The organism is Phyllobacterium sp. K27 (assembly GCF_054796155.1).
The window spans coordinates 74,414-99,763 of the sequence record NZ_JBTWND010000004.1; the positions used below are offsets into that span (position 1 = coordinate 74,414).

Here is a 25,350-nt window from a genome sequence, read left to right on the forward strand (position 1 = left end):
ACAATCTGCCGGGTATTTCTTGTTCGGTAAAATCAATGAACCAGACAGCGTCAAAGCCAGTATCTGATACTCCGCTCCTCGAGATGCGCGGCATTTCCAAATCGTTTCCTGGCGTAAAGGCTTTGAACGATGTGAATATCGCGCTCTATGCCGGCAAGGTTACGGCTTTGATCGGAGAAAATGGCGCTGGAAAATCTACGCTCGTTAAAATCCTCACCGGAATCTACTCCTGCGACGAGGGAGAAATCTACGTTGACGGTGGAGCGGTTGCATTTGCCAATGCACAGGACGCGATAGACGCCGGCGTAACAGCTATTCATCAGGAAACGGTTCTTTTCGATGAGTTGTCAGTTGCGGAGAACATCTTCATCGGACATGCGCCGAAATCCCGGCTCGGGCTTGTTAACTGGAAGGCGGTTAATGCGCGGGCGCTCGCGCTGCTCCATTCGCTGGAAAGCAATATCGACCCGCGTATACGTCTTAAAGACTTGTCGATTGCCCAGCGTCATCTCGTTGCCATTGCCCGGGCGCTTTCTGTCGATGCGCGCATTGTCATTATGGATGAGCCGACAGCAGCGCTGTCGCGCAAGGAAGTCGACGATCTTTTCCAGATTGTCAAAAGGCTGAAGGCACAAGGCAAAGCGATCCTTTTCATCAGCCACAAATTTGATGAAGTTTATGAGATCGCTGATCACTATGCAGTGTTTCGTGATGGCAAGGCCGTGGGTAGCGGTGAGCTTGCCGATGTCGAGCAAAATGAGATCGTAAAGCTCATGGTGGGGCGATCTGTCGAACATGCTTTTCCCAAGGTGGATATTGCTTTGGGCGAAGCCGTATTCGCCGTTGAGAACTACACGCACCCTACTGAGTTTCGCGACATATCGTTTGAGCTGAGAAAGGGTGAGATACTTGGTATTTATGGTCTTGTCGGTGCAGGTCGCTCGGAAGTTTGCCAGTCGTTCTTCGGGATTACCCAACCGTCCAGCGGCAAACTGAAACTGGATGGGAAGAAGATCACCATTCGCAGCCCCGGCGAAGCAATCGATGCCGGGATCGTTTATGTTCCCGAAGAGCGGGGACGTCACGGTGCAGTGCTGCAGCTGCCAATCTATCAAAACATCTCCCTCCCTTCGCTGTCACGCACATCCCGCTCCGGATTTCTCAAAGCTGCAAACGAGTTCGCTCTTGCGCGCAAATATGCAGAGCGTTTCGATCTGCGTGCCGCAGCGCTTTCCGTGCCTGTGGGAACCTTGTCAGGGGGCAATCAGCAGAAGGTTGTCATTGGCAAATGGCTGGCAACGCAACCCAAAATCCTGATCCTTGATGAGCCGACAAAAGGCATTGATATCGGGTCAAAAGCGGCAGTGCATGCCTTTATCAGTGAACTTGCCGGCGAAGGCCTCAGCATCATCATGGTCTCCTCTGAACTACCTGAAATAATGGGCATGTCAGATCGCGTACTTGTTATGCGTGAAGGTCTTTCAGCAGGTATCTTTGAGCGTGACAATCTGAGCGCCGAAACACTGGTTCGTGCGGCAACCGGCAATGCGAGTGTGTAATGATCAAACAAGTCTTCAGATACCGGGAAATATTGCTGGTGATTATTATCGCCATTTTGCTTGCGGTCTTTTCAACGCGCGCACCCGGTTTTGCCAAGCCGGGTAATCTTTCCAATATACTCAACGACACCTCGATCCTCATCATTCTGGCGTTGGGCCAGATGACTGTGATCCTCACAAAATCCATTGATTTGTCGGTTGCCGCCAATGTTGCATTTACCGGCATGGCTGTAGGGATGTTAAATGCGACTTATCCAGGTCTGCCCTTGGCGCTGATTGTTCTTGTGGCGCTCGCAATTGGCGCTGTGCTTGGTGCACTCAACGGGCTTTTTGTGTGGAAGCTCAATATCCCTTCAATTGTTGTTACTCTTGGCACTTTGACCATCTATCGAGGCATGGCCTTTGTGCTTTCCGGTGGGGCCTGGGTTAATGCCCATCAGATGAGCGAGCCTTTCCTTCAGACGCCGCGCCAACTGTTTCTTGGTCTGCCGATGCTCGGCTGGATAGCCATTATCATTGTGGCTGTCATGTATCTGCTCATGTCGCGCACATTCCTTGGACGCGCAATCTACGCGTCGGGCGGAAATCCAACTGCTGCGGTTTATGCAGGCATCGACGTTGGGCGCACTCGCTTCTTTGCCTTTGTCATTTCCGGGACGCTTGCAGGCCTGTGCGGCTATCTGTGGGTTTCGCGCTATGCGGTCGCTTATGTCGACATTGCTGCAGGCTTCGAACTCGACAGTGTTGCAGCATGCGTCATTGGCGGAATTTCGACCCTTGGCGGTATAGGTTCGGTGGCTGGGGCAGTCCTTGGCGCGTTGTTTCTTGGAGTTATCAAGAACGCGCTGCCGGTCATTGATATTTCACCTTTCTCGCAAATGGCAATTTCAGGGGGCGTAATCATTGCGGCAGTTATTTTCAATGCGCGACAAGAACGTCGACGCGGGCGGATCATCCTCAGGGATCGTGGCGCATCGGAACAAGTCGAGGTCGTAGCATGAGCGCAGTCACGGAAAAGCGGCATATTCCTGATCGGCTGGGGACCTCTGCATCGCGTCTGTTTGCAAGCTGGGAAGCCTTGCTGCTCTGCGTGGCAGTGCTGATCTTTATTGCCAACAGCCTTGCCTCACCCTACTTCCTGAATGCCTGGAACCTGTCCGACGCCACGTTCAATTTCACGGAAAAGGCATTGATAGCCTTTGCTATGGCTCTTCTGATTATAGCCGGTGAAATCGACCTGTCCGTGGCCGCGATTATTGCGCTTGCGTCAACGGCCATGGGAGCAGCAGCTCAAATGGGTGTTAGCACACCGGGTATCGTCTTGATCGGCATAGGCGTTGGTTTGGGATGCGGTGCTATCAATGGCATTCTCGTTGCCGGTCTGCGCCTGCCTTCGATCGTTGTCACCATTGGCACTATGAGCCTGTTTCGAGGCATCGCCTATATTGTTCTGGGTGACAAGGCCTATGGCGGTTATCCCGCATCATTCGCATATTTCGGTCAAGGGTACGTCTTCTGGGTCGTATCCTTCGAATTCGTCTTGTTTGCAGTCTTTGCGTATCTTTTCGCTATTTTGCTGCATGCCACAAATTTTGGTCGCCGCATCTATGCCATAGGTAACAATGAATTTGCCGCGCGTTTTTCGGGCATTCGTGTCGAACGCGTCAAGTTCCTGCTGTTTCTGCTGACCGGTTTAATGTCCGGTATTGCTGCTGTCTGCCTGACGTCCCGTCTCGGCTCTACACGTCCTTCGATTGCACAAGGCTGGGAACTGGAAGTTGTGACAATGGTTGTTCTTGGCGGCATTTCTATACTCGGTGGTTCTGGCCGTATTGGCGGGGTCGTTATCGCGGCTTTTGTCATGGGGTTGGTTACATTCGGCCTTGGCCTGCTGAACGTGCCGGGTATCGTTATGTCGATCTTTATCGGTCTTCTGTTAATCGCCACGATTGCCTTGCCGATTATTATCCGTCGATTGAAGTATGGCAAAGCAACATGAGCCTGACTGAGAAATACGCATTCACCATGATGCTCAATCCGGGCATGGAAGCGGAATACAAGCGCCGTCATGCGGATATATGGCCGGAGCTGGAGGCTCTGCTGCATGACGCAGGTATTCGGGATTATTCGATTCACCTCGATCCATCCACCAATATCCTGTTTGGCATTCTAATCCGCCCGACAGACCATAGGATGGAGGAGCTCGCAGGGCATCCTGTTATGAGAAAATGGTGGGCACATATGGCTGATATCATGGTAACCAATCCCGATAGTTCGCCTGTGCAAACTCAGCTTACCTGCATGTTTCATCTTCCATGAGCGCAATTGACCACGTTGCAGTTCTTGATATCGGCAAGACAAATGCCAAGGTCGTCGTGGTCGACGCGAAGACAGGCATGGAACTGGCCGCACGAAGCACGCCCAATCATGTTCTGGAGACCGGCTTATATCCACATTATGATATTGAGACTCTCTGGGCGTTTTTTGTCGGTACGTTGTCGGAATTTGTTTCTGTACCCGGGTTCGACGCAATCTCTGTGACGGCCCATGGCGCTGCGGCGGTCTTGCTTGATGAGCAAGGTCTGGCCATGCCCGCTATAGATTATGAGTATATCTATCCCGATGACGTGCGTGCCGCCTATGCGGCGCTACGCCCGGATTTTTCCGAAACACGTTCCCCGTTGCAGTCCGGTGGCCTGAATGTCGGAGCGCAAATCCATTATCAGAAAACGCAGTTTCCGGCTGAGTTTGCCAAGGTCAGAACGATTCTAACCTACGCGCAGTATTGGGTGTGGCGATTGACCGGAATTGCCAGGAACGAAGTGACATCTCTTGGTTGCCATACTGATTTATGGAATCCGCAAACATGCACCTATTCCAGTCTTGTCGACACGCTTGAGCTGCGACCATTGCTTCCCCCAATTGCTTCGGCATTTGACAGGATCGGTGGTTTACTGCCCGCAGTGGCTGATCAAATTGGTGTCAAACATACCATCCCGGTATATTGTGGTATTCACGATTCCAACGCGTCTTTACTACCCCATTTAATGAGGCGGAAATCTCATTTCTCTGTCGTCTCTACAGGCACTTGGGTGGTGTTGTTTGCTGTGGGGGGAGCGCTTGAACAGCTTGATCCGGATCGCGATACGCTGGCAAATGTTGATGTTTACGGCAGGGCGGTACCGTCAGCGCGTTTTATGGGAGGCAGGGAATTCGATCAGTTGACTCTCGGTCAAATTGCTGAGCCGGACGCTGAAGCGCTTGCCCGAATTATTGCCGATCAGACGATGATGCTTCCAAGTGTCGTTCAGGGCTCCGGGCCCTTCCCTTATCATGAGGCTGGTTGGGTGAACGGCGAGCCGGATCTGGCTTTAGAGAGGAATGCAGCTGCGTCGCTCTATGCAGCACTGATGACGCAGACAAGCCTTCAACTGATCGGTGCGACTGGCCCGACAATTGTCGAGGGGCCATTCTCCCGCAACCGGATATATCTGTCGGCCTTGCGATCCCTCACATCGCGCGAAATTATTGCAGCTCCCGGTTCAACAGGAACCAGTCTTGGGGCCGCGCTGCTGGCGGGTGCCGAGCTTCCCGCAGAATCTGGCCATGGAACAATCTCCCCGCTCGATACAAATTTTGATCTTTATGCCGAAAAGTGGCGCGCTGGCGCCCTTAATGCCCAGCCACTGTTACCGGGAAAAACCCGGTAATCTGCATGGCAGCAGGCCGTCATCATGGGCAAGAATGTCCGTAAGGGTTACCGGTCATTCGTCTTCTTGCTATTTATATTACTATATTATAGTAACACATTGAGGTCTGGGAGGATCTTAACAGTTTGACCAATTTAGGGAGGAGAAGTCATGGCTTTTATGAAGAGAATTCTGCTTGCCAGCACGGTTGCATTTGCTTTTGCTGGGTATGCTCACGCGGCAGATTTGACGGTTGGCTTTTCGCAAATCGGCTCTGAATCCGGCTGGCGGGCCGCTGAAACGTCCGTATCGAAAATTGAAGCGGAAAAGCGCGGTATTAATCTGAAGATTGCCGACGCCCAGCAAAAGCAGGAAAATCAAATCAAGGCGATCCGCGGATTCGTCGCCCAAGGCGTCGACGCAATCTTTATTGCGCCAGTTGTTGCGACGGGATGGGATACTGTTCTTACCGAAGCCAAGGAAGCCAATATTCCGGTTATTCTTTTGGACCGTACAATCGAAACAACCAATGAGGATTTGTATTTGACGGCTGTAACGTCAGATACAGTGCATGAAGGCAAGGTTGCGGGCGAATGGCTTGTTAAAGCCGTAGAGGGCAAGGATTGCAAGGTCGTTGAATTGCAGGGGACCGTTGGGTCGAGCCCGGCAATCAATCGCAAGAAGGGCTTTGAAGAGGGTATCGCATCCGCATCTAACATCAAGATTACCCGGAGTCAGACAGGCGACTTCACCCGGTCGAAGGGTAAAGAAGTCATGGAAGGTTTTCTGAAGGCTGAAAATGGCGGCAAAGATATTTGCGCTTTATACGCCCATAATGATGACATGGCTGTTGGCGCGATTCAGGCAATCAAAGAAGCCGGTTTAAAGCCGGGTAAGGATATTCTCGTTGTGTCGATTGACGCGGTGCCGGATATTTTCAAGGCAATGTCCGAAGGTGAGGCAAACGCAACTGTTGAGCTCACTCCCAATATGGCTGGCCCTGCTTTCGATGTGCTGACAGCATTCAAGGATGGTGGGAAGGCTCCACCAAAGTGGATCCAGACGGAATCGAAGCTTTATACACAGGCCGATGATCCAATGAAGGTCTACGAGGAGAAAAAGGGTCTGGGATACTGATCAAGACCGTCTTGCCAGCTGCCCTGTTCGGGCGGCTGGCTACTGATCGATAAATCGCTCGCGAGAGGCGCAATGACGGATAAACCCAGTCTTCTGGCCGTAGAAGGCATCTGCAAATCATTCGTTGGATTCAAAGCGCTGGATGGCGTTGATTTTACTGTCCGGCCGGGAGAAATTCATGCGCTTCTCGGCGAAAATGGTGCAGGAAAGTCGACACTTATCAAAGTATTGACAGGCGTGCATCAGCCTGATTCCGGCGTGATAAAAATCGATGGACATTCTGTAAACGTACGCGACACGCAACATGCGCAAAGTCTGGGAATCGGCACTGTCTACCAAGAAGTGAACCTGCTCCCGGATATGTCTGTTGCCGATAACCTTTTCATTGGTCGCCAACCAATGCGATTTGGCTTCATCAACCGCAAATTGATGGAAAAAAGGGCGAGAGAATTGCTGACCCAGTATGATCTTCATCTGGATGTCTCGTCGGATTTGTCCCGCTATTCTGTCGCTGTCCAGCAGCTTGTGGCAATCGCCCGCGCGGTTGATATGTCAGGTCGCGTTCTTATTCTTGATGAGCCGACTGCCAGTCTTGACCGTCATGAGGTCGAAATTCTGTTCGCAATACTTGGCAAGTTGCGAAGCCGTGGTCTCGGTATCGTCTTTATTACGCATTTTCTTGACCAGGTCTACGAAATCTGTGATCGGGTGACGGTCTTGCGCAATGGAAAACTGGCGGGAAGCGCATCGACCGCAGAACTTCCACAAATTGAACTTGTTTCGCTGATGCTTGGGCGAACATTGGCTGTTGCCACACACAATACGCGCCGTGATCGGCCCGTACCCGAAATCAGACAATTCTCGTTCAAGGGGATTGGACGCAGCCGCAGCATCGCACCATTTGATCTGGATATCGGCGAGGGCGAAGTGGTTGGTATGGCGGGTCTTTTGGGTTCGGGACGCACGGAAACCGCCAAAGTCCTGTTCGGAATAGATGCCGCCGACACAGGACAGATTCGTATTGATGGCAATCCAGTGCTTATCCGAACACCGCAAGATGCGGTAGCCTGTGGCTTTGGTTTATGTCCGGAAGATCGTAAGTCCGATGGAATTATCGGGGACCTTTCCGTGCGTGAGAATATCTGCCTTGCGCTGCAAGCGCATCGAGGTTGGTTCAATCGGTTATCGACCCAAGAGCAGATCATGCTGGCCGACAAATTCGTCAAGGCTTTCGATATTCGAACGACTGATATCGAAAAGCCGGTGAAGTTTTTGTCTGGCGGTAACCAGCAGAAAGTCATTCTTGCGCGCTGGCTCGCAACCAATCCACGGCTTCTCATTTTGGATGAACCAACCCGCGGCATTGATGTGGGGGCACATGCAGAGATTATTGCCTTGATTAACAAGCTTTGCGACGACGGCATGGCCTTACTTGTTATCTCATCGGAAATTGATGAGATTGTTGCCTACAGTACCCGCGTTATCGTCCTGCGCGATCGCGCCCATCGTGGTGAAATTTCCGGCGATGATATCATTCCGTCCAATATCATGCGGATGATCGCTGCTGAACCTGAGAGAGCTTCGGTATGAGCAGTCCGAGTGTCACTGCACTGACGAAGGCAATGCCGCAACTGCTTACGCTCGTGCTGATATTGTTTCTCAACTATCTGGCGTTTCCCGGTTTTTTTGACATCCGTCTGCAGGACGGGCGGCTGTTCGGTAGCCTGATTGACGTGCTCAACCGTGGAGCACCGGTGATTATCCTTGCGGTTGGTATGACCGCTGTTATCGCGAGCCGTGGTGTTGACCTTTCTGTCGGTGCCGTCATGGCAGTCTCGGGTGCGATAGCGGCAACAATGACTGTTTCCGGATATCCTTTGCCAATTGTCATTCTTGCCGCGCTTGGGGTAGGTTTGTTGTGCGGATTGTGGAATGGCATCCTTGTTGCCTATTTCGACTTGCAGCCCATCGTAGCAACTTTGATACTGATGGTTGCCGGACGGGGTATCGCCCAATTGATTACGGAAGGCTCTATCGTCACCTTCAATGAACCCGGCCTGATATTTTTTGGGACCGGATCATTTGCCGGAATTCCGATGCCTATCCTTATCGCAGGGCTGCTTCTCATTGCAGCGATTGCGGTTGTCCGACGCACGGCACTTGGGCTGCTGATCGAATCCATCGGTATCAATCGCAGCGCCAGCAACTATGCCGGCCTGAACAGCAAACTGCTGCTGCTTGTAATCTACGCTTTCTGCGGGTTCTGCGCCGCATTGGCGGGGGTCATTATTGCCGCCGATATACGCGGAGCAGATGCCAACAATGCCGGTCTGTGGCTGGAACTGGACGCTATTCTCGCAGTTGTTATCGGCGGTACTTCGCTCTTCGGAGGCCGTTTTTCCATTCTCATGTCAGCGCTCGGAGCTGTCATCATTCAGGCAATGAACACAGGAATACTACTGTCCGGTTTTCCGCCAGAATATAATCTCATTCTGAAAGCGCTGGTCATCATCGTGATCTTGCTTGCACAGTCGTTCTCTTCGGCTGGCGGGTGGGCATTCGTTAAGGCAGAATTCGGTACCAAAAGGCGGAAAAGCCAGTGAACACACGTCTTTTACCTCTTTATGCAACATTGTTAATCTGTGTCGTTGCTTATGCTGTCTGCGTTTTCCAGTTTCCCATGATGTTCTCAACACGTGTCGCCGGCAATTTGCTGACCGACAATGCGTTTCTTGGAATTGCTGCCGTGGGCATGACCTTTGTCATTCTCTCAGGCGGCATTGACCTGTCGGTCGGATCGGTGATTGCCTTCACCGGCGTGTTGCTTGCAGTCCTGATCACGCATTACGGGATCCATCCCCTGGTCGCCTTCGCCATAGCGCTTATGATCACGACTGCTTTCGGGGCAAGCATGGGTGCCGTCATTCATTATCTGGAAGTTCCTGCCTTTATTGTTACACTGGCAGGAATGTTTCTGGCGCGAGGCATGTGCTTTGTCATGACGACGGATTCAATTCCGGTCAATCATCAATTTTATTCGCAACTGCAAGGATTGTATTATTTGCTGCCGGGTGGCGGAAGGCTTACTTTCATCGGTTGCCTTATGGTGCTGGTATTTGCAGTTGGCATTGTGATGGCGCATTTCAGCAAGTTCGGCTCGTACATCTATGCCGTCGGGGGAAATCGTACATCCGCTGAGCTGATGGGGGTGCCGGTCGCCAAAACAACGATAGGCATCTATGCGATGTCAGGCTTCCTTTCAGGGCTCGCGGGTATCGTTTTCTCACTTTACACTTCGGCCGGATATTCTCTTGCAGCTGTCGGTGTCGAACTTGATACAATCGCCGCCGTTGTTATTGGTGGAACCTTGCTGACCGGAGGTGTTGGCTATGTCGCAGGCACTTTCATTGGTGTGATTATTCAAGGCATCATCCAGACATACATCGTTTTCGACGGAACCCTGTCCAGCTGGTGGACAAAAATCGTTGTCGGAATTCTTCTCTTCTCATTTATTGGCTTGCAACGCCTGCTGGTGCTGCTGTCATCGAAAAGAACGGCGACCCTTACCAAACCATGAGCTGCCGGAACAGTTTTCGGAGGTTTAGCTCCAGCATTTTCCACGTCAGCTCATGGCAAATTATGGATTTTCGCCGTAAAGCGGCATAGTCAGTTGCCAATGATGCGTTCTCGTCCTATTCCGGTTATAGAACATTGGAGGAATTATGAGCACAAATGTTGCATTGACAGGTTTGGCGCGGGACATGCAGGCACGCGCCGACACGGAGCGCCCAATTCGCATCGGTCTGATCGGCTCCGGCGAAATGGGGACGGACATTGTTACGCGCGTGGCCCATATGCCGGGTATCGAAATCGGTGCCATCTCCGAGCTCAACACTCCCAACGCCCTTAAGGCGGTTGATATCGCCTATCGCGAAGAAGGGCATTCCCGCGAGATATCAAATGCCACTGCCCTTACAGAAGCGATGGAAGCCGGAAAGATCGCGGTCACCAACGACGCAAATCTGATTCTGGAGAACGGTTTGATCGACGTCGTTATCGATGCGACAGGTGTGCCAGCGGTCGGAGCCGAGATTGGTTTGCGGGCTATGGAACACGGCAAGCATCTGGTTATGATGAATGTTGAAGCTGATGTTACCATCGGCGCATATCTTAAAAGCGAGGCTGATCGGCTCGGCGTCACCTATTCGCTGGGTGCGGGCGATGAACCGTCGTCGTGCATGGAGTTGATCGAATTTGTTTCGGCGATGGGCCATCCGATCGTTGCAGCTGGCAAGGGCAAAAACAATCCACTCAATATTGATGCCATTCCCGACGATTACGAAGAAGAAGCAGCGCGGCGTCATATGAATGTTCGCATGCTCGTTGAATTCGTTGATGGCTCCAAGACTATGGTTGAAATGGCGGCAATCGCAAATGCGACAGGGCTTGTCCCGGACAAGCCAGGCATGCACGGTCCTGCTGCAACACTCGATCAGCTTTCCAAGGTGCTTGTACCGGAAAAAGATGGTGGTGTACTGTCCAGGGTCGGTGTCGTTGACTATTCTATCGGCAAGGGCGTAGCCCCCGGTGTGTTCGTTATTGCCGATATGTCGCATCCCCGCATATCGGAACGGATGGAAGATCTGAAAATGGGCAAAGGTCCCTATTTCACATTCCATCGCCCTTATCATCTCACCTCTCTTGAGGTGCCACTGACTTGTGCCCGTGTTGTGCTATATGGCAAGGCAGACATGGTTCCTTTGGCCAAACCCGTTGCAGAAGTGTGCGCAGTTGCCAAGAAGGATATGAAACCCGGCGACAAGCTCGATGCTATTGGGGAGTATTGCTACCGGGCCTGGATCATGACAGCTCCAGAAGCGCGGTCGGCTGGCGCAATCCCTTGCGGACTCTTACAAGGCGGTTCGGTTACTACTCCGATAAAAAAGGGCGAGCTCATTACCCACGCTAACGCAGCCACAGCCCCTGGATCAAAAATTGTTGAGCTTCGCGCACGGCAAGACAAGTTGGTATACGGTTAAACTGATCAAACTATATTTCGCTATCGTAACGAACGAAAATTGTAATTATTTAACAGTAAGTTAGGTGGAGGCTTGAGCTTGCACCTAACTTGCATTCTGTGTGTATAAATCTGGCGCTAATCTTGCAAAAAACCTGTCAAGTACCAATATTAATAATTGGTTAACGACTGAGTCTTTGATGCAGGAGTGCTCCGTGCCAGCCTATCAAGTAAAGTTTGCTTATCTAACGAAATACAAGCAGTCGCGCCATCTGTTTCACCAGCTCGTGATTGCGGATGATGAAGCCAGTGCCTTGACCCAAGGGCGGCAGCTCATGAGTAAACGTTCACCTGAAGCTCGAATTGTCCATGAATCCTGCACACTTCGCCCGGACAGCTGTGAGGTGGAAAGCGCCACAGCACATGGTTGGACGCTTAATGACAATTGGTGGTCCCGTCCGATCAGGCCGGATGACGATCTTGCAGCTATAGCAAAACATGGCTTTACCCACAGCAACCATATTCACGCCAAATCCGCGATGGACTGTGTTGCTATTGATAAGTATGCGGCCTGATCACAAATCAGTCCGCACAGCCCAAAGCTCCGGAAACAACACGACATCGAGCATTTTTCTCAAGTAGTTGACGCCTGAAGTTCCGCCTGTTCCGGTTTTGAAACCGATTATGCGCTCGACGGTCGTGACGTGGTTAAAACGCCAGCGCCTGAAATAGTCCTCGAAATCCACGAGTTTTTCGGCAAGCTCATAAAGCGACCAATGAGCTTCCGGATCGCGATAAACGACGAGCCAGGCAGCACGGACGCTGTCGTTGGGCTCATAAGCGAGCGAACAGTCGCGCGTCAGTAGCGCAGGATCAATAGAAAATCCTTTCCGTGCCAAAAGACGGATCGATTGATCATAAATACTTGGTGCGTGCAGAATCTGTTCGAGCCATGCATGGATGTCGGCTTTGTGCGCGTGCGGGCGCATCATCGCTGCATTCTTATTGCCCGCCAAAAACTCAATTGCACGATATTGGAATGACTGGAACCCGGAAGACATGCCGAGCGCCTGGCGAAACGTGGTGTACTCGCTGGGCGTCATGGTTCTCAGCACATCCCATGCGGAATTCAACTGGTCGAGAATGCGTGAAACCCGCGCAAGCATTTTGAATGACGGTGCAAGATCATCTTTGGCAATGTGGTCGCAAACGGATGTCAGTTCGTGAATGACCAACCGCATCCAGATTTCGGACGCTTGATGTTGCACGATAAACAGCATTTCGTCATGCGCATCCGAGAGCGGCGTTTGTGCTGTCAGAATCGTATCCAGCCGCAGATAATCGCCGTAGGACATCCGGCCATCAAATGACATTTGCGCTCCCTCACCTGAAGGGTCGTAAGGTGTGCGTGTCATGTGACAGCCCCCACTTTGCGATATGTCTCAGCATCCCAGCTGCGTGTTGTCAAAACATCCTTGAGAACCGCAACGGCATTTTCGACATCAGCAAAGCTCAGATAAAGCGGCGTAAATCCAAAGCGGATAATGTCAGATGCCCGAAAATCACCAATCACTCCACGAGCGATCAGCGCTTGCATGATGGCGTAGCCGTTTTCGCAGGAATAGGAAACCTGGCTGCCACGTTTGTCAGCCTCTCGCGGTGTGACCAATTTCAAGTCATACTCAACTGCAAATTCTTCAACGCCTTCGATGAAGTGATCACACAGCCCAATCGACTTGATACGCAACGCTTCCATGTCGACATCATCCCAAATTGACAATGCTTCATCCAAAGCGACCATGCCCAAAACTTGCGGCGTTCCGCACAGATATTGTTCGATGTTCTTGGACGGGGCATAAGCGGTTTCGAAATTGAAGGGCGTACGATGGCCAAACCAGCCCGATAGGGGTTGATCGAATTCTCCTTGATGAACCGGATTGACATATAAAAACGCTGGAGCGCCTGGGCCTCCATTCAAATACTTATAGCCGCACCCTATGGCGAAATCAGCATTTGCACCCGTCAAGTCCACTGGCATTGCGCCCGCTGAGTGGGCCAGATCCCATATGACAAGAATACCTTTGTCATGGGCTGCCTTCGTTATTGCTGCCATATCGTGACGATAGCCGGTACGATAATTGACATGGGTGAGCATAAGCACAGCCACATCGCGATCAAGCATGCCTGTAATGTCTGCTGGTCTATCAACCAGCACCAGCTGGTGGCCTTTTCCAATCTGCTTTGCCACACCCTCTGCGATGTAAAGGTCTGTTGGAAAGTTCTCTCTTTCCGAAACGATCTTGCTGCGCCCGGCATTGAGCCCAAGTGCTGCGGACAGCACCTTGAAAAGGTTGATCGACGTACTGTCAGCGGCAACAACAGTGCCTTCTGGTGCGCCGATCAAGCCGGCAATCTTATTTCCCACCCGCTGAGGCAGATGGACCCAATCAGCGGTATTCCAGCTTCGAATGAGTTGCTCGCCCCATTCCTCACTGATGGTTTTTGCAACCCGCTGTTTAACGGTTTTCGGCAGAGCGCCCAGCGAATTGCCATCAAGATAAATCACGTTTTCGGGCAGTTCGAATCTGTCGCGAAAGGACCTTAGTGGATCAGATTGGTCAGCTAAAGTGGCTTTGATACTTGTCATGGGTTTTCATTGTTCCATCAGGCAGCTGTGTCGACAGAAGATATTCCACCGGCGCGGGCTAGTTTCAAAAAAGCCTCTTTGGCAAGGCGAACGTGATCGATCATCAAGGCTTCGGCCTTCACTTTGTCTCGTGCGAGTGCTGCCTCGAGCAAGGCTGTATGCGCATCGATACCAAGCGCTTCGCGAGACAGGACAGCATTCCTCCCTGTTCCTTCCGCAGTACGGTTCAGGTGATCTATGCGCAGGATTATGTGTCGTCGATACCGCTGTAGCTGTGCAGTGGTCTGCTGGGCAAAGCTCATAAGCCATTTCGAAGATGTGCCCGCAATCAGCGCCAGATGAAATTCGGCATGTGCCACATCCCACGCGTCGATTGCCTCAGACTGGGAAAAGGAATTGGGTGTGATGCAAGTGGCAAGGCGGTAATGTGCGCTGACCAAATGTGCCTCCCAGTTGCGGTCACCCTCCTCTATGGAACGCGCGAGCAGCTGGGTCTCAATTACAGAGCGGGCGGTCTCAAGATCTTCAAGTTCTTCGAGCGTCACTGTAGCGACGCGAAAGCCTTTATTGGCTTCAGTCGTGACGAAGTTTTCAGCATGAAGGCGATTGAGAGCCTCACGCATGGGTGTAGCGCTGGTGCCAAGTTCCTGAGCTATCGTTCGCAACCGCAATGATTGCCCAGGCCGCAGTTCTCCATTAAGGATGCGGGATCGCAGTACTGTGTAGAGGCCATCAGATTTGACACTATCGGCCATTGGTTCCCTTTGTCGCGCGTATGCCAATTCCATATTGTATATCATTTCACGTTTGTTATACTATTTTCAAGCTTTACAGAGCGGAACATATAAAAAAGGAGAATCGGATGGTTTTGGCAAACAGGTTGGCCCGTTTGGCCATAGGTACGACACTCGGTCTTGCCTTGGGATTGGGCGTGGCAGCTGCAGAAACCCGGATAGGCATCGCGCAGTTCGGCAAGCACCCGCAGTTGGATGAAACAGTTACCGCTTTCAAAGCGGAGCTGACCAAGTTGGGCATTGCCGATGCAGTCTATGACGAGCTGCAGGTCAATTTCGATGCTACCTTGATCCCGCAAATGGTCACCAAGCTGGCCTCCAACAGTCCGAAGCTCATCTTGGCTGTGACCACGCCGGTTGCACAAGGTGCACGCCAGATCGTCGGAAATACCAATACACCAGTGGTTTTTGCCGCTGTTACCGATCCGGTTGCAGCCAAGCTGACACCCTCTTGGGAGGCCGGAGACAAGGCAATGACCGGAGCTTCCGATCTGCAGGATGTGGCTTCGGTGATTACCTTCATCAAGAAGCTGCTGCCCGACGCAAAGCGTGTCGCCTATCTTTATAATCCTGGCGAAGACAATGACGTTGCTGTCCTCAAGCTCATGCAGGAAATCACCAAGACCCAAGGTATGGAGTTGGTTGAAGTCGGTCTCGATAACACGAATGATATTCCAATTCGTGTCGGTTCGCTGGCGGGAAAAGCTGACGTGATCTATGTGCCGGGTTCCAATCTTGTACAGCCAGCCGTTCCGGCTGTTGCCGCCGCCGCATTGAGCATCAATATTCCGGTTGTGAATGCATCCGCACAGGCAGTACGAGATGGTTTGGTCGCGGCGGCCTTTGAAGTTTCCTACACCAAAGTTGGTCAGAACGCGGCAAAACTCGCCTCTGAAGTCCTGGCCGGCAAGTCAACAGAGAGCTTGGCGCCAATCAAGCCTGCCTACGAAGACCATGCAGCTGCCATAAATGAAGCCGTTCTGGCCAAAACCGGGCAAAAAGTTCCCGATAGCCTCAAGGATTGCAATTGTTTCGTTAAATAAGCCTTCTCTTGCAAGCCATAAGCATATAGTTCCCGCCTTTAGTGCGGGAACTATCATATTATAGCGGCTCAGCTTAAGGGGCACACATGACCGACATGCTCTCCGTCAAGGGCGGTACCAAAATCTTCTATCGGGGCACACAGGATGAACGACGTGCGCTCGACGGATTGGATGTAACACTCAAATCTGGCGATTTTTGCATCGTGATCGGTAGCAATGGCGCTGGAAAGTCAAGCTTTCTCAATGCTGTTTCCGGAAAGCTGCCACTGGATTCCGGCAAAATATTCATTGACGGTCAAGATGTCACAAAGCTCAATGCCCATCGCCGCGCTCAGTTCATAGCGAGAGTCTTTCAGGATCCGATGATCGGCACCGCGCCGACCATGACAATTGGCGAAAACATGCTTCTTGCCGAATTGCGGGGAAAGCCGCGCAGCTTTTCCTACGGTCTGACCACATCTCGTCGCGCTCGATATAGCGAACAATTGGCTGAACTGAATCTCGGTTTGGAAAACCGCCTCGACATGCAGGTCGGGCTGCTGTCCGGCGGGCAGCGTCAGTCGCTTTCGCTGGTGATGGCTGTTTCAACACATCCAAAGCTTTTGCTTCTGGATGAACATACCGCCGCCCTTGACCCGCGCACTGCAAAACTTGTCATGGATACGACTGTGCGCGCAGTCGATGAACTTAAGCTTACGACAATGATGGTCACGCACAATATGGAGCACGCGATCAACTACGGTAACAGGATCATCATGATGGATGCCGGCAAAGTGCTTGTTGATATAGGTCCAGATGAAAAGCGCGGCATAACAGTTCCGAATCTGATCGATCGCTTTCACACAAAATCTGACGCGATCGCGTTACAGGGAGCCTGAGATGCTGGATGTGTTTAACAGTTTCTATGGGCTCATCCCAGTCACGATTGCGCAAAGTCTCATCGTTTCCTTTGTTGTTCTCGGAGTCATGCTGCCGTTTCGCATCCTGAATTTTCCAGATCTTACATCTGAGGGTGCGTTCCCGCTTGGCGGCTGTGTTTGCGGAACATTGATAGCTGCCGGAGTAAACCCGTTTCTCGCCGTTTTTGTTGCCCTGCTTTGCGGATTTGCAGCGGGTTGCACAACGGCGTTTATCCACTTGCGGTTCAAGATCAACACGCTCCTCGCCGGAATCTTGGTAATGACAATGCTCTACAGCATCAATTTGCGCATTATGGGTCGCACAAATATTCCGCTTTTCACCTATGACACGACATTCACCCTACTGGCGGGACCGGCTGCCAATTTTGCGTGGGTCAAAATCGCAATCGTAGGTGTGCTGGTCGCGCTCGTTGTGGCGGCGATGCTGTACTTCTTCATGTCAGAGAAAGGCACATCCATGCGTGCGGTGGGTGCCAGCCCGGATATGGCGGAAGCGCAAGGTATCAATGTCAGCACTGCAACAATTATAGGGGTCGGCGCCGCCAGCGCGCTTTCTGCTACGGGTGGAAGCATTATGGTGCAGACTCAAGGGTTTGCCGACGTTAATATGGGATTTGGCATTCTGATCAATGGTCTTGCTGCTCTTATCATCGGAGAAGCAATTACTGGCCGTCAAACAATCTTGCGGCAAGTCCTTGCCCCCGTTGTCGGTTCCTTGATTTACTATCAGTTGATCTCATTTTGTCTGACGCTTGGACTTGCTCCAGCCGATCTTAAATTTGCCACAGGTGCTTTTGTGCTCTTGATGCTGGCCTTGCCAAACCTGCGCAAGTCCGGCGGGGGAAACCAGATACGTGAGAAGATAAGAGAATAATCCGCGATCGGGGGACGACAATGACGGATGCTATCGATTGGGATGACGCTTATTCCAACTTCGCCTATATTCCGGACGGTGCCAGCTATCCGGGTAAATGGCGTACGGAAGCGGCCCAGTTCCGTAGTGAAATGGATGGCAAAGGTCTGCTGAAATCAGATATTGCCTACGGCCCGGATGCTCGAAATCGGCTCGACCTTTTCATGCCTTGGGGTGAGCTCAAAGGACTCATGGTTTTTATCCATGGAGGCTATTGGAAGGAAGATTTCGACAAAAGCGTGTGGTCATATTTGGCCAAAGGTGCGCATGTTTGTGGATTTGCTGTTGCCATTCCATCCTATGTGCTTTGCCCGCACGTTCGCATCAGTGAAATTACCGCCCAGGTCGGTCTTGCTGTGACGAAAGCTGCAGAAGAAGTTGCAGGGCCGATTCATTTGACGGGACATTCAGCAGGTGGTCACCTCGTGGCACGAATGGTGACGGCAACATCACCTCTGTCTCAAGCGATCCGCCAGCGTATTCGCAAGACAGTTCCAATCTCTGCTCTTACCGACCTGCGGCCCTTAATGAAGACAAAAATGAACGAGACGCTTCGTCTCGATGCCACAGAAGCCCGGTTGGAGAGCCCTGCCCTGCTTGAGCCACAAGAAGGGATTGATCTTACTGCCTGGGTTGGCGCAGATGAACGCCCGGAATTTGTCAGACACAATGCCTTGCTTGCCAATATATGGTCAGGCTTCGACTGCAATATTACAGCTGTGGAAGAGCCGGAAAAGCACCATGCCAACATTATCGAGGGCCTGACCAGACCGGACCACCTGCTGACGCGTACGCTACTTGCACTATAGAAAAAAGGCTGCCAGGGTCGGGATATCACCTTGGCAGCCTTTTTTACCGATTGTTGTTATCGAAGCGTCAGGCGCTAAGGCGCTTTGAATCCTCAATGATCATTGCATTGCCCGGCAAACCGAGCGCATGAGCAATACGTTCCAGCTTGCTCGGATCCGAATTTTGACCACTTTCAATGGTTTCGATTTCAAGAGATGTCAGGCCGCACGAAACAGCCAAATCTTCAATTGAATATCCGAATTGTTCGCGAAATGCCCTGACAATATTAATTCCATTGGCTAAAGCCGTCGTAATCGTTTCTGGCAATGAATAGTTATCGATGGTTTTGTTCATCGCTTTGCTCCTAACGTGAATGGTTTGGTTAACAAATCGGAAGGCAGAATTTATACGTCCATCGGTTTGGATCAACCCTTTTATGTCTGTTCACATAAAACGTGATCGAAAGCTATGTTGAAAGCTTGCCTTAAAGTAGCGCCAAATCTCAGTAAAATGACGAATATGCCGATCGTTGACTTGACCAATTGCTGAAGAATATCAGTGGATTGTAACGCCGCTGTGTCACTTGCAGCCCGACATATATAGGTATGCCATAATGGAAAAGAAGACTTTTGGACGGATTTATTTCACAGGTCTTATCTTGGGATCTATAACAGTCCTCTCGGCCTGTACTCAAGTTTATTATGGAACATTCCGTTATGAGGCACAGTGCCGAGATCACCCGCAAAATCATGACACCATCTGCACAATCGAGAAGATGAGATAGCCCGATCTCCCGGGCCATTTGAGATCACACAGCGATGTCAAACGTAGTTTGTGTTTTCGCTTTGATTTCTTCGACCGTCACGCCAGGCGCAATTTCGATCAAGGTCATTTTCGGGTCTCCGCGGCGCTCGATGGTAAAAACGCCAAGATCGGTGATAACAAGGTCTGTCACCCGCTGGCCCGTTAGCGGCAGTGTACATTCTTCAAGGAGCTTGGCTTCACCTTTTGCCTCGTGCTCCATAACGACAACGACTTTCTTGACGCCTGCGACCAGATCCATCGCGCCACCCATGCCTTTGACCATTTTGCCGGGCACCATCCAGTTGGCAAGGTCACCATTCCGGGCGACCTGCATGGCTCCAAGGATCGAAAGATCGATATGCCCGCCGCGGATCATTCCGAAACTGTCGGCACCATTAAAGTAACTTGTCGTTGGCAACTGGGTGATCGTTTGCTTGCCGGCATTGATAAGGTCAGCATCCTCTTCGCCTTCATAGGGAAATGGCCCCATGCCAAGCATACCGTTTTCGCTCTGGAGTTGTACACTCATGCCCGTTGGAATGTAGTTGGCGACAAGAGTCGGAATGCCAATTCCAAGGTTGACATAGAAACCGTCTTCAAGCTCCTGGGCAGCCCGTTCGGCCATTTGATCACGTGTCCAAGCCATCTCAGTGCACTCCGCTTGCAGCGACAAGTCTCGGTCGCGTTGTCCGTTGTTCAATGTGTTTGATGGGGTTTGGGACGTGTACGATCCGTTTTACAAAAATTCCGGGCGTATGAACATGGTCACCATCAATCATGCCTGCATCAACGAGGTGTTCAACCTCTGCCACAGTGAACTTTGAGGCGGTCGCCATGATCGGATTGAAGTTGCGTGCCGTTTTACGATAGACAAGATTTCCCTCTGTATCGCCCTTATAGGCATGAACGATGGAAAGGTCTGCGACAAGCCCGCGCTCCATGACATAGGATTCGCCATCGAACTCGCGAACGTCCTTGCCTTCTGCTATGATGGTGCCGACGCCGGTCTTGGTGAAAAAGGCTGGTATGCCCGCGCCCCCTGCCCGGATGCGCTCGGCAAGCGTTCCTTGTGGGTTAAACTCCAGCTCCAGCTCGCCCGATAGATATTGTTGCGCAAAGAGTTTGTTTTCGCCAACATAAGACGAAATCATTTTTCGGATTTGCTTGGTTTCCAGCAACACGCCAAGGCCAATGCCGTCAACGCCGGCATTATTGGATATCACGGTCAGATTTTTGACACCGGAATCACGGATCGCATAAATTAGCGCTTCAGGAATGCCACAAAGACCAAAGCCACCGGCCATGATTGTCATGCCGTCGAACAGTACACCTTCCAGTGCGTCGCCCACGCTTGATTGAACTTTTTTCAAGAATAGTCTCCCATTTCTCTATTCCCCTTGTAACAACGGTAGAGCTTGTGTTGATGTTGCAGATAGTCGTATTAATACTGCATGACAGTACCGGAGTTTCCCAGTCCAGACATTGTGAATGCTGCAAGCGGAAAACGCTTCCAGTTAACGGAACTGCCAGTGCCAATGGTTTATGCAACCCACCGTATCATAAGGGATTGCAATAGCGAATTTGCTGATATTTTTGGCTATGAGCGGCTGGAGTTGATCAATCAAAGTTTCAACCGGCTTTATCCCAAGATCAAAGACTTCGTTCGCACGGGCGAAATGTGGAGAAGCAATCTTGGAGGAGGCAAGGTCTATTATGACGAGCGCCTGATGCGGCGGCGTGATGGAACCAGTTTCTGGTGCCGGGTGCGTGGGCGAAGTCGCAATCACGCCGATCCATTTGCAGAGGCACTCTATTGTTTCGAACCGACAAACCGGGCGGTTACAGGGGACATCAGTCTTATTTCTGATCGGCAAAAGCAAGTTTTGACTTTGGTATCTCAAGGCAAGACCAATGCCCAGATTGCGCTTGAAATCGGTCTGTCAAAACGCACTGTTGAAGCGCATAGGGCACGTCTTATGCGTGCTCATAGCCTACGTAACAGCGCAGAACTTATTGCATGGTTCTCAAGTCTGCGCTGATCAGAAGGAAGCAGCACTCTTGGGCCGCCAGACAAGCAAACGGTTTTCAACCAGTGTCACGAGCCAGTCGACGAGAATAACAAAGAAGGTCAAAACAAACATTCCGGCAAAAACACCGGTAACATCGAAGACGCTTTCAGCTTCGTGGATAAGGTATCCAAGCCCTGCTGCTGAACCCAGATATTCGCCAACCACCGCTCCCACTACCGCAAAACCAACGGAAGTGTGCAGGGACGAGAACATCCAGGACAATGCCGACGGCATATAGACATGACGCAGCAACTGCCGACCGTTCATGCCAAGCATGCGCGCATTGGAAAGGACGGCAGGGCTTACTTCCTTGACACCCTGATAAACATTGAAGAAAACAATGAAAAAAACCAGGGTAACGCCCAGTGCTACTTTTGACCAGATGCCAAGTCCCAGCCAGAGCGCAAATATTGGTGCAAGCACAACGCGCGGCAAAGCATTGGCTGCTTTTACATAAGGGTCGAACACGGCTGCAAGGAGTGGTTTGCGTGCGAACCAGAAGCCGATGATCACCCCTCCGAGTGAACCGATAATGAATGCCAGTGCGGCCTCGGTCAGTGTAATACCCAGGTGATACCAGATCGACCCGTCGGCGAACCAGTCGATAATGCGGTTGCCAACGGCTAGCGGTTCAGCAAAGAAAAAGCTGATTGTTTTGGGATCTCCAAAAAGCGTTGTTGTTGAGGCGATGTGCCATGCAACAAGAAAGACGACAGCAACGAGAATTTGCAGGAAAAGTAAGATACCTCGATTCATCATGCTTGTTCCGTCTGCCTGTAGCCTTTGAGCACTTCTTCCTTCAAAGCATTCCAGATTTCCCGGTGCACTTCCTGGAATTGCGGTTCGGATTTGATGTCAGCGATATTGCGCGGACGCGTTAGCGGAATTGTGTAATCCCCAATGATGCGCGAGGAAGGTCCGGCAGACATGATGACCACCCGGTCGGCCAGCCCGATTGCCTCATCGAGATCGTGTGTGACGAACATGACGGCCTTGCGATCGGCAGTCCACAAATCGAGCAGCAGATCGCCCATGATAAGGCGGGTCTGGGCATCCAGCGGCCCGAAAGGTTCATCCATCAATATAATCTTCGGATCGCGGATGAGCACCTGTGCCAATCCCACGCGCTTACGCTGTCCGCCGGAGAGCATATGCGGGTAGCGGTCGCAAAATGCGGAGAGTCCGACTTTACCCAACCATATGCGCGCGCGCTCCAGAGCCTCACGCCGCGGAATGCCGGCTACTTCAAGCCCGATTGCGACATTATCAAGTGATGTCTTCCACGGCATGAGAGAATCTTGCTGGAAAAGATATCCGGCATGTCCATTTATCCCGCTGTGTGTCTTGCCAAATATTTTGACCTGGCCTTGTGCGGGTTTGAGCAAGCCGGCCGTTGCATTGAGCAAAGTGGATTTCCCGCAGCCAGTCGGCCCGACAATCGCAACAAACTCACGATCGCGAACATTCAGATGGGTTTCGCCAACCGCCTCATATATCGCCTCGTTGGCGACTGGAAAAGCGATTGTAATGCCTTGCAGCTCAATGGCGGCTGCACGAGTGCCCGCCTCAGATAAGGATACTGTCATTAATGCTGCCTATCCCTTGATGAACCGGTCATCAAAAGTTGCAGCAAGATCTATGTCAGCTTTTGCAAATTCTGGATCAAGTACTTTCAGGGTATTGAGTACCGACTGCATACCTTCCATTGTCAGGACCCCGTCAAGCGAATAGGTGGGCAGGGAATTGGCAACTGCTTTCAGATAAAGCGTCTTGTCTCCCAACTGATATTCAGCCGGAACACTATCGGCAATCTCCTCTGGGGAAGCGCTGTGCAACCACTTCAACGACTTAACGAAGGCATTGACCAAGGCTTTAGAGGTGTTGGGATTCTCATCGGCAAACTCTTTCTTGACATAAAGCACTGCCGCTGGGTTTGATCCCCCGAAAAGTGCCTTTGTTCCCTCCTCAGTGCGGGTGTCAATGATGATGGTGACGTCGCCATCTGACTCGAGCTTGGCAATGACCGGGTCCAGATGTGAAATCACGTCGACCTGTCCCTGTTTTATGGCAGCCACGGCGCTGGCACCGCCTCCGATGCCAATCAGCGGGGCGGCGTTGGCCTTGAGCCCGGCTTTGACCATCGCATATTGCGCTGTCAATGCAGTCGATGAGCCAGGCGCTGTCACGCCGATCTTCAATCCAGCGAAATCGGCTGGAGACTTGATCTTGTCAGCAAGTTCCTTGCGAACAGCAATGACAATGGCCGGGAACCGACCAAGTTCACATAAGGCGCGGACGTCCTGTCCCTTTGCCTGCATGCGGATTGTATGCTCATAGGCGCCGGTTACAACATCGACGGATCCACCGATCAATGCCTGCAAGGATTTTGCTCCCCCACCAAAATCATTGACGGTAACGTCAAGTCCTTCTTCCTTGAAGAAACCTTTACGTTCGGCAATTGTCAGCGGGAGATAATAGAGAAGGGGTTTGCCGCCAACACCCAATGTAATACTGGTTTTTTCCAATGCGCCCGTGGTTTGGGCGCTTGTTTTTGAGTTTGAAGCACCAAGCAGGGAAAGTGCTGCGGCACCCGCAAGAAATTGACGGCGTTCCATATTTATCCTCCTGATTGCATAACCTTGATCTGGAAGCTGGAGACACCAGTTTGGCTGTGCATTTGTTTTCTGATTTTGAGAAAAGTTAGCATCAGGATTCTGGCAAGACAAGCCGTTCCGAAAAATGGACAAAAGGGAGTCGGCTTGGAGCGCCGTCTGGATTATCGTTCTCGTCAGCTCGAGCGCAGATTGTCGTCCGGGCTGATCCGGCTTTTGACGCTGGCATACATGCCCGTGGTGCGGAATTCGGTCGGGCTGGCACCATAAATACGCCGAAACACTTTCGAAAAGTAGTTGGCATCGTCAAAACCGGTCATTATTGCCACCTCTTTGATTGGCAAAAATGCTGCGTTGGTCAAAAGCTTCGTCGCGTGCTGCATCCGTTTGTGCAAGACAAATTCCGCAGGCGGCAGCCCTTCGCACTCGGCAAAGATGCGTGAGAAATGCGCGCGGCTCAGCCCAGCAACGGCTGCCAGTTCATCAACCGGGAGCGGTTTATCAAGATTGGCATTGATGTGATCAATCACAGGCTGCATGACTGACCCTTCGCTCTGATCGAACGGGTGCGCACCAAATACGCCGTCATACAGGGCCATGGCCGCCTCATAGGCAATGGCTGAGGCTCTGCCTGCCGTTTCTGCTTCCTGGATCAAGCGCAAACTGCAATCAGCAAGATGCTCTATGGTATCGGTTGGCAATCGCAGGACCGGTCCTTGTGCGGCAAGAACCGAACGATGGATGCGCAAGGCCTCCTCACCATTCATTGAAATCCAAAAATACTCCCAGTGATTGCCCTGCTCCAGCCAATAGCGGTGATTGTGTGGTACCAAAACGAGCAGAGTTTCACCTGCCCGCACTTTATGATTGCGGTTTTCGTACCGCAGATTGCCTATGCCGCTGATCGTGTGCTGTAGCACCGTAAAGGGCGTTTGACCGCGTTTGCGGCCATCCCAGTCATACAATTCATCACGCCGGACTTCATACCCGGTACTGGTGGGCATGGTGTGCAGCGAATGACGCCCGCGAGGCAGGGAGACCGTCTTCATCGCTTGCCCGCAAGCGATCAACTTGTGCAGCACAAAATTACCCCCAATAGCACAATCCCTCTCTGTTCGATCTGGGGAATATACGCATAATACCGGCAAAGAACAGCGATTGAACAGACTATTCAGACAGTGTCGGACTGTCACCGTCTGTTCTAAACGACAGAGGTCAGCATGAGCAATTTCAAGATCGCCATCATCGGTGCCGACAGCGTTGGCTTCACCAAGAGGCCCTTCACGGACATTCTTTGCGTGCCGGAATTCAAGGACGTCGAGTTCGCCCTGACGGACATAACCTCAAGATGATCAAA

27 protein-coding genes are annotated in these 25,350 nt (G+C 51.7%); 17 read left to right on the forward strand and 10 right to left on the reverse strand.

Annotation, left to right across the window (positions count from 1 at the left end; genetic code table 11):
* Positions 1–35: 35 nt before the first annotated feature.
* From ACYJL1_RS21830 to ACYJL1_RS21880, 11 genes are all read left to right on the forward strand, one after another.
* Positions 36–1,559, forward strand: coding sequence for a sugar ABC transporter ATP-binding protein (locus ACYJL1_RS21830; RefSeq protein WP_460899250.1), 1,524 nt, complete (start codon positions 36–38; stop codon positions 1,557–1,559).
* Positions 1,559–2,560, forward strand: a complete 1,002-nt coding sequence (locus tag ACYJL1_RS21835; RefSeq protein ID WP_460899251.1) for an ABC transporter permease — start codon at positions 1,559–1,561, stop codon at positions 2,558–2,560. Before ACYJL1_RS21830 ends, ACYJL1_RS21835 begins: the two co-directional genes overlap by 1 nt.
* Positions 2,557–3,558, forward strand: a complete 1,002-nt coding sequence (locus ACYJL1_RS21840; RefSeq protein ID WP_460899252.1) for an ABC transporter permease — start codon at positions 2,557–2,559, stop codon at positions 3,556–3,558. Before ACYJL1_RS21835 ends, ACYJL1_RS21840 begins: the two co-directional genes overlap by 4 nt.
* The gene (gene rhaM, locus ACYJL1_RS21845) at positions 3,555–3,878 is read left to right on the forward strand and encodes an L-rhamnose mutarotase (protein ID WP_460899253.1); all 324 of its coding nucleotides are present in this window, start codon (positions 3,555–3,557) and stop codon (positions 3,876–3,878) included. The genes ACYJL1_RS21840 and rhaM overlap by 4 nt, the downstream gene beginning before the upstream one ends.
* Positions 3,875–5,269 (forward strand): FGGY-family carbohydrate kinase, encoded by a 1,395-nt coding sequence (locus ACYJL1_RS21850; protein ID WP_460899254.1) that lies wholly within the window; start codon positions 3,875–3,877, stop codon positions 5,267–5,269. Before rhaM ends, ACYJL1_RS21850 begins: the two co-directional genes overlap by 4 nt.
* Positions 5,270–5,428: 159 nt before the next feature.
* Positions 5,429–6,385, forward strand: a complete 957-nt coding sequence (gene ytfQ / locus ACYJL1_RS21855; protein ID WP_460899958.1) for a galactofuranose ABC transporter, galactofuranose-binding protein YtfQ — start codon at positions 5,429–5,431, stop codon at positions 6,383–6,385.
* A 72-nt stretch (positions 6,386–6,457) separates the two neighbouring features.
* Positions 6,458–7,975, forward strand: coding sequence for a sugar ABC transporter ATP-binding protein (locus tag ACYJL1_RS21860; protein WP_460899255.1), 1,518 nt, complete (start codon positions 6,458–6,460; stop codon positions 7,973–7,975).
* Positions 7,972–8,988, forward strand: coding sequence for an ABC transporter permease (locus ACYJL1_RS21865; RefSeq protein WP_460899256.1), 1,017 nt, complete (start codon positions 7,972–7,974; stop codon positions 8,986–8,988). The genes ACYJL1_RS21860 and ACYJL1_RS21865 overlap by 4 nt, the downstream gene beginning before the upstream one ends.
* Positions 8,985–9,962, forward strand: coding sequence for a galactofuranose ABC transporter, permease protein YjfF (gene yjfF, locus ACYJL1_RS21870; RefSeq protein ID WP_460899257.1), 978 nt, complete (start codon positions 8,985–8,987; stop codon positions 9,960–9,962). Before ACYJL1_RS21865 ends, yjfF begins: the two co-directional genes overlap by 4 nt.
* 145 nt (positions 9,963–10,107) lie before the next feature.
* Entirely contained in the window at positions 10,108–11,424 is a 1,317-nt protein-coding gene (locus ACYJL1_RS21875; protein WP_460899258.1) for an NAD(P)H-dependent oxidoreductase, read from the forward strand.
* 193 nt (positions 11,425–11,617) lie between these two features.
* The gene (locus ACYJL1_RS21880; RefSeq protein ID WP_460899259.1) at positions 11,618–11,977 is read left to right on the forward strand and encodes a hypothetical protein; all 360 of its coding nucleotides are present in this window, start codon (positions 11,618–11,620) and stop codon (positions 11,975–11,977) included.
* On the opposite strand, the gene kynA is transcribed toward ACYJL1_RS21880, so the two are convergent.
* Genes kynA through ACYJL1_RS21895 form a run of 3 tightly spaced genes read right to left on the reverse strand, consistent with a single transcriptional unit; the run spans position 11,978 to position 14,804 of the window.
* Positions 11,978–12,817, reverse strand: coding sequence for a tryptophan 2,3-dioxygenase (gene kynA / locus ACYJL1_RS21885; RefSeq protein WP_460899260.1), 840 nt, complete (start codon positions 12,815–12,817; stop codon positions 11,978–11,980).
* Positions 12,814–14,049 carry a kynureninase gene (gene kynU / locus ACYJL1_RS21890; protein WP_460899261.1) on the reverse strand — a complete coding sequence of 412 codons (1,236 nt, stop codon included), beginning with the start codon at positions 14,047–14,049 and terminating at the stop codon, positions 12,814–12,816. The genes kynA and kynU overlap by 4 nt, the downstream gene beginning before the upstream one ends.
* Positions 14,050–14,066: 17 nt before the next feature.
* On the reverse strand, positions 14,067–14,804 hold the full coding sequence (locus tag ACYJL1_RS21895) for a GntR family transcriptional regulator (protein WP_460899262.1): 738 nt from the start codon (positions 14,802–14,804) through the stop codon (positions 14,067–14,069).
* Positions 14,805–14,911: 107 nt separating this feature from the next.
* Here ACYJL1_RS21895 and ACYJL1_RS21900 point away from each other — a divergent pair, with 107 nt between their 5' ends.
* The 4 genes from ACYJL1_RS21900 to ACYJL1_RS21915 all read left to right on the forward strand — a co-directional run bounded on the left by ACYJL1_RS21900 (position 14,912) and on the right by ACYJL1_RS21915 (position 18,528).
* Positions 14,912–15,886 (forward strand): ABC transporter substrate-binding protein, encoded by a 975-nt coding sequence (locus ACYJL1_RS21900; RefSeq protein WP_460899263.1) that lies wholly within the window; start codon positions 14,912–14,914, stop codon positions 15,884–15,886.
* 95 nt (positions 15,887–15,981) lie between these two features.
* Positions 15,982–16,764, forward strand: coding sequence for an ABC transporter ATP-binding protein (locus tag ACYJL1_RS21905; RefSeq protein ID WP_460899959.1), 783 nt, complete (start codon positions 15,982–15,984; stop codon positions 16,762–16,764).
* A gap of 1 nt (position 16,765) precedes the next feature.
* Entirely contained in the window at positions 16,766–17,680 is a 915-nt protein-coding gene (locus ACYJL1_RS21910) for an ABC transporter permease (RefSeq protein WP_460899264.1), read from the forward strand.
* A 20-nt stretch (positions 17,681–17,700) separates the two neighbouring features.
* The gene (locus ACYJL1_RS21915) at positions 17,701–18,528 is read left to right on the forward strand and encodes an alpha/beta hydrolase (RefSeq protein ID WP_460899265.1); all 828 of its coding nucleotides are present in this window, start codon (positions 17,701–17,703) and stop codon (positions 18,526–18,528) included.
* Between the two features lie 67 nt (positions 18,529–18,595).
* Here the strand turns inward: ACYJL1_RS21915 and ACYJL1_RS21920 are convergent, their stop codons facing one another.
* The 3 genes from ACYJL1_RS21920 to ACYJL1_RS21930 all read right to left on the reverse strand — a co-directional run bounded on the left by ACYJL1_RS21920 (position 18,596) and on the right by ACYJL1_RS21930 (position 20,682).
* Positions 18,596–18,862, reverse strand: a complete 267-nt coding sequence (locus ACYJL1_RS21920; RefSeq protein WP_460899266.1) for a helix-turn-helix domain-containing protein — start codon at positions 18,860–18,862, stop codon at positions 18,596–18,598.
* Positions 18,863–19,316: 454 nt separating this feature from the next.
* Positions 19,317–19,958 carry a 3-oxoacid CoA-transferase subunit B gene (locus tag ACYJL1_RS21925; RefSeq protein WP_460899267.1) on the reverse strand — a complete coding sequence of 214 codons (642 nt, stop codon included), beginning with the start codon at positions 19,956–19,958 and terminating at the stop codon, positions 19,317–19,319.
* Position 19,959: 1 nt separating this feature from the next.
* Positions 19,960–20,682, reverse strand: coding sequence for a CoA transferase subunit A (locus ACYJL1_RS21930; protein ID WP_460899268.1), 723 nt, complete (start codon positions 20,680–20,682; stop codon positions 19,960–19,962).
* A gap of 81 nt (positions 20,683–20,763) precedes the next feature.
* On the opposite strand from ACYJL1_RS21930, the gene ACYJL1_RS21935 reads away from it, so the two are divergent.
* Positions 20,764–21,351, forward strand: a complete 588-nt coding sequence (locus ACYJL1_RS21935; RefSeq protein WP_460899269.1) for a LuxR C-terminal-related transcriptional regulator — start codon at positions 20,764–20,766, stop codon at positions 21,349–21,351.
* Here the strand turns inward: ACYJL1_RS21935 and ACYJL1_RS21940 are convergent, their stop codons facing one another.
* The 4 genes from ACYJL1_RS21940 to ACYJL1_RS21955 all read right to left on the reverse strand — a co-directional run bounded on the left by ACYJL1_RS21940 (position 21,352) and on the right by ACYJL1_RS21955 (position 25,042).
* Positions 21,352–22,137, reverse strand: a complete 786-nt coding sequence (locus ACYJL1_RS21940; RefSeq protein WP_460899960.1) for an ABC transporter permease — start codon at positions 22,135–22,137, stop codon at positions 21,352–21,354.
* Positions 22,137–22,967, reverse strand: coding sequence for an ABC transporter ATP-binding protein (locus ACYJL1_RS21945; protein ID WP_460899270.1), 831 nt, complete (start codon positions 22,965–22,967; stop codon positions 22,137–22,139). Before ACYJL1_RS21945 ends, ACYJL1_RS21940 begins: the two co-directional genes overlap by 1 nt.
* 9 nt (positions 22,968–22,976) lie before the next feature.
* Positions 22,977–23,996, reverse strand: a complete 1,020-nt coding sequence (locus tag ACYJL1_RS21950) for an ABC transporter substrate-binding protein (protein ID WP_460899271.1) — start codon at positions 23,994–23,996, stop codon at positions 22,977–22,979.
* Between the two features lie 173 nt (positions 23,997–24,169).
* Positions 24,170–25,042, reverse strand: a complete 873-nt coding sequence (locus tag ACYJL1_RS21955; protein ID WP_460899272.1) for an AraC family transcriptional regulator — start codon at positions 25,040–25,042, stop codon at positions 24,170–24,172.
* A 171-nt stretch (positions 25,043–25,213) separates the two neighbouring features.
* Here ACYJL1_RS21955 and ACYJL1_RS21960 point away from each other — a divergent pair, with 171 nt between their 5' ends.
* Positions 25,214–25,345: a hypothetical protein gene (locus ACYJL1_RS21960; protein WP_460900015.1), complete on the forward strand. Its 132-nt coding sequence runs from the start codon at positions 25,214–25,216 to the stop codon at positions 25,343–25,345.
* Positions 25,346–25,350: the final 5 nt, after the last annotated feature.